This window comes from Dialister sp. UBA1703 (assembly GCA_002320515.1).
Taxonomy (GTDB): Bacteria; Bacillota; Negativicutes; order Veillonellales; family Dialisteraceae; genus Dialister.
On sequence record DCJJ01000027.1, the window covers coordinates 4,638 to 8,073 of the forward strand.

The window sequence follows — 3,436 nt, forward strand, 5'->3', positions numbered from 1 at the left end:
AGGGTTCTGCCTGTGATCGGCTGACGCCTTACAGGCGGGCTCCGGGCTCTCGCCCTCGGGAGTTATATAGTATCGCTGCGCTGGCGAGGTGGGCGCCTTCGGCGCCATTTTTTATGCCGCCTTTGGCGGCGAAAACCATACAACCGCCCTGACGGGCGAGGAAATGCAATCCCCCTTTGGTGGCTGGCGCCACCTATACAGGAGCACAGTAGAATCGATTATGAGGAGACTGACTTTCAGATTTTTATAGTCCCACCGCTCTGCGGAGGGAAGGTGGTGCCGTAAGGCACCAAAGGGGGGGGAGCCACCGAAGGTGGCTCATCATCGTAGTGCTTATCATACCATATGACATAGAAAGCCAATCCCGTAACGCTGACTTTATACTCATTGCCCGCAGGGCAATCCAATCCATCAACCTCAGCCCGATAGGGCTGTCGCCCCTTGAGCGCATGCGAACACAACCTGCCTGCGTCAGCAGGCCATAACCTTCGCCCGCGTAGCGGGCGTCAACCTTCCTCTTTGAACCTTTTCCCTGCCCCCTTCTACACAACCTGCGGCGCCAGCCGCGCCCCTTTTTTACTTGCGGCGAAGCCGCCACCTCCCCCATGAGTGAAGTGAACACAACCTTTTTATACAACCCGCCGCCGTCAGGCGGCCATAACCTTCGGCCCGTAGGGCCGTCCACCCTCACGCCTAAAGGGCGTGTCATAAAACTATGAAAATCTATTCTGTAAGCGAATGCGGCCGTCTTCTGGCGGGGCGCATGAAAAAGGACTATATATTCAGCCATGTGGCGGTGCGGGGGACGATTTCTTCTGTGCATTCTCATTTCTCCGGCGTCACTTATTTCACCCTTCTGGGGGAGGAGTCCCGTCTTTTCTGCGTCATCGGCAGGATGGGGAGTGCCTTTCTTACCCGGAATTTGGAGAGCGGCATGGAGGCCACGGTGGTGGGGGATATCCGGTACAATACCTTTTCCGGCTGGCCTTCTCTTTTCGTGGAGCGTATTCTGGATGTGAGGAAGAGCAGCCGTCTGGAAGAGAAGGAAAATATGGTGCGGGAGCTGGAGAGGGCGGGGTATTTCGACCCTTTCCGGAAGAAGCCTCTTCCGCCTTTTCCTTTTCATATAGCCATCGTATCGTCGGAAAGCGGCGTCGTGGTGCATGATATCGTGAAGACGGGGCGCATGAGGAATCCCTGCGTCCGTTACACCCTTTACAGCACGTCCGTACAGGGAGCGGGGGCGGCAGCGGATATGGCGGCAAAGATTTCCGAAGCTGCCGGAGCTTCTGACCGACCGGATGTTATCATCCTGGCCCGGGGCGGGGGAGCGGAGGATGATTTGTCGCCCTTTAATGAAAGGGTGCTGCTGGATGCCATTCATTCCTGCCCCCTGCCGGTGATTTCCGCCGTAGGCCACGAGACGGACACCACCCTGGCGGACCTCACCGCCGACCGCCGGGCTTCCACGCCTACCCAGGCGGCGGAAATCGCCATCCCTGAAAGGAAGGCCTGGATTTCCCTGCTTTCGGGGGCTCTAGGGGAGCTGGATGAGGGAAGGAAATCCCGTTTCCGTAAGGAGAAGCACGAAATCGCGGAAATCCTGATTTCCATGAAGGAAACTACTTCAAAAGAGCGTCTTACCCATCTCCGTCAGGAAATCAAAGGGCACGTGCTGGTATTGGACAGGGGAATGGAAAGGCAGCTCAAATCCCGCTACCGGGAGGTATTGGAAAATCTGATCTGCCTTAAGGAAAGGAGCGGCGGACATGGACGATAAATCGCTGACATTTGAAGAAAGCATGCATATTTTAAAAGACGCAGCCCGCCGGATTTCCTCCGGAGAGGCGGGTATGGAGGAAATGGCTGCTGTCTACAGAGAAGGCATGGAGGCGGCGGGCCGCTGCCTTTCCATCCTGAACGAGGTGGACGGGGAGCTCACGGTGATTTCCCAAAAGACCGAGGATTTGCTGGAAAAGGAGATGGAGTCCCATGATTCGGGAAGCGCTGAAGACAAAGCAGAAACTCATTAATGACAGGCTGGCGGTTCTTTTAAAGGCGGACCGGGTGGAGCACAAGACCCTCTACGACGCCATGAACTACAGCCTCCTGGCAGGGGGCAAGCGAATCCGCCCCTTCCTTTTCCTTACGGTGCTGGACGTTTTGGGTGTAGACAGCAGCCGGTATATGGACGCCGCCTGCGCTTTGGAATGCGTGCACACCTATTCCCTTATCCACGACGACCTTCCTGCCATGGATAACGACGACTACCGCCGCGGCCGTCTTACGAACCATAAAGTCTTCGGCGCAGGCATGGCCACCCAGGCAGGCGACGGCCTTCTGACCTTTGCCTTCCAGCTTCTGGCGGAAGAAAAAGAGGTTCCTTCCCATGTAAGAATCAAGCTCATAGACATTCTGGCCAGAGCCGCCGGTCCCATGGGCATGGTGGGAGGCCAGGCCCATGATATGGAGGCAGAAGGGAAGCATCTCACCCTGGATGAGCTCAAAACCCTGGATGCCTGCAAAACCGGCTGCCTCCTCACCGCCCCCGTTTCCATGGCCTGCGCCATTGCAGGAACGGCGATGAAGGAAAGACTCCTCCTGGAAAACTTTGCCATCCACCTGGGCCTCCTCTTCCAGATTACCGACGACCTCCTGGATGAGACAGGAAATCTGGAAGACATGGGTAAAATGCCCGGACAGGACGAAAAGGACCATAAATCCACCTTCACCACCATCCTGGGACTGGAAAAGGCCAAAGCCTTTGCGGAAGAAGAAGCAGCGCTGGCAAAAGAGGCATTGGCAAAACTGCCTTTTGATAGTACAATTCTCTATGAACTCACCGATCTGCTGCTGCATAGAAAGAAATAATGGACGCGCCCCTTTGGGGCGCAGTCGGGATCGGGATCGGGACTGCTATCGGCTACCGGCTGCCGGCTGGGGAGCCCCGCCGGGCAACCGTCATCCTGAGCGATAGCGAAGGATCTCGGTATACGTCGAAAGTGTGATAGATGGTGGTAAATACCAGTCGGCGGGGCGGTGGGCTGTATTCCCGAAGGGGCCTGCCGCTGCGCGGCAGAGGGGCATATGGCGTCCATCGGGCCTGACGGCCCTCGGTGCCATGGGTTGTATAGAAGGGTTGCATCGCTTCGCTCAGGGGGAAAGGCCTCGGTGGGTGCCCTTTAATAAGAAGGGGCGCCAGTATAAATAAAACCGATTTAGTGGGCTAGTGAGCTGGTGTGCTAGGAAAACCATACAACCGTCCTGGCGGGCGATGGAAAAGAGGCACCCCCTTTGGTGGCAGGCGCCACCACCTTCCCCCCAGCTTCGCTGGTGGGAAGGTGGGTGCTTAGCCATGGACCCATGCCTTTGCAGGGAAGCATAGAAACCTATTCTTCCCCCTGAACAGGGGTGGCAAGGGAACTGGAGTCACTCC

General features: G+C 56.9%; 3 protein-coding genes. All 3 read left to right on the forward strand.

Translation table 11 applies throughout. From position 1 onward, the window contains the following. Positions 1-715: 715 nt before the first annotated feature. From xseA to B2Y11_RS01495, 3 genes are read left to right on the forward strand one after another with little or no spacing between them, the layout of a single operon-like run. Positions 716-1,780 carry an exodeoxyribonuclease VII large subunit gene (gene xseA / locus B2Y11_RS01485; protein WP_291055242.1) on the forward strand — a complete coding sequence of 355 codons (1,065 nt, stop codon included), beginning with the start codon at positions 716-718 and terminating at the stop codon, positions 1,778-1,780. Next, positions 1,770-2,033: an exodeoxyribonuclease VII small subunit gene (gene xseB / locus B2Y11_RS01490; RefSeq protein WP_291055245.1), complete on the forward strand. Its 264-nt coding sequence runs from the start codon at positions 1,770-1,772 to the stop codon at positions 2,031-2,033. The genes xseA and xseB overlap by 11 nt, the downstream gene beginning before the upstream one ends. Then, positions 1,993-2,871: a polyprenyl synthetase family protein gene (locus B2Y11_RS01495; protein ID WP_291055248.1), complete on the forward strand. Its 879-nt coding sequence runs from the start codon at positions 1,993-1,995 to the stop codon at positions 2,869-2,871. Before xseB ends, B2Y11_RS01495 begins: the two co-directional genes overlap by 41 nt. The last annotated feature ends 565 nt before the right edge of the window (positions 2,872-3,436 follow it).

Coding starts and splice junctions, on each gene's coding strand:
- xseA (WP_291055242.1), top strand. CDS start 716: ATGAAAATCTATTCTGTAAGCGAATGCGGCCGTCTTCTGGCGGGGCGC.
- xseB (WP_291055245.1), top strand. CDS start 1,770: ATGGACGATAAATCGCTGACATTTGAAGAAAGCATGCATATTTTAAAA.
- B2Y11_RS01495 (WP_291055248.1), top strand. CDS start 1,993: ATGATTCGGGAAGCGCTGAAGACAAAGCAGAAACTCATTAATGACAGG.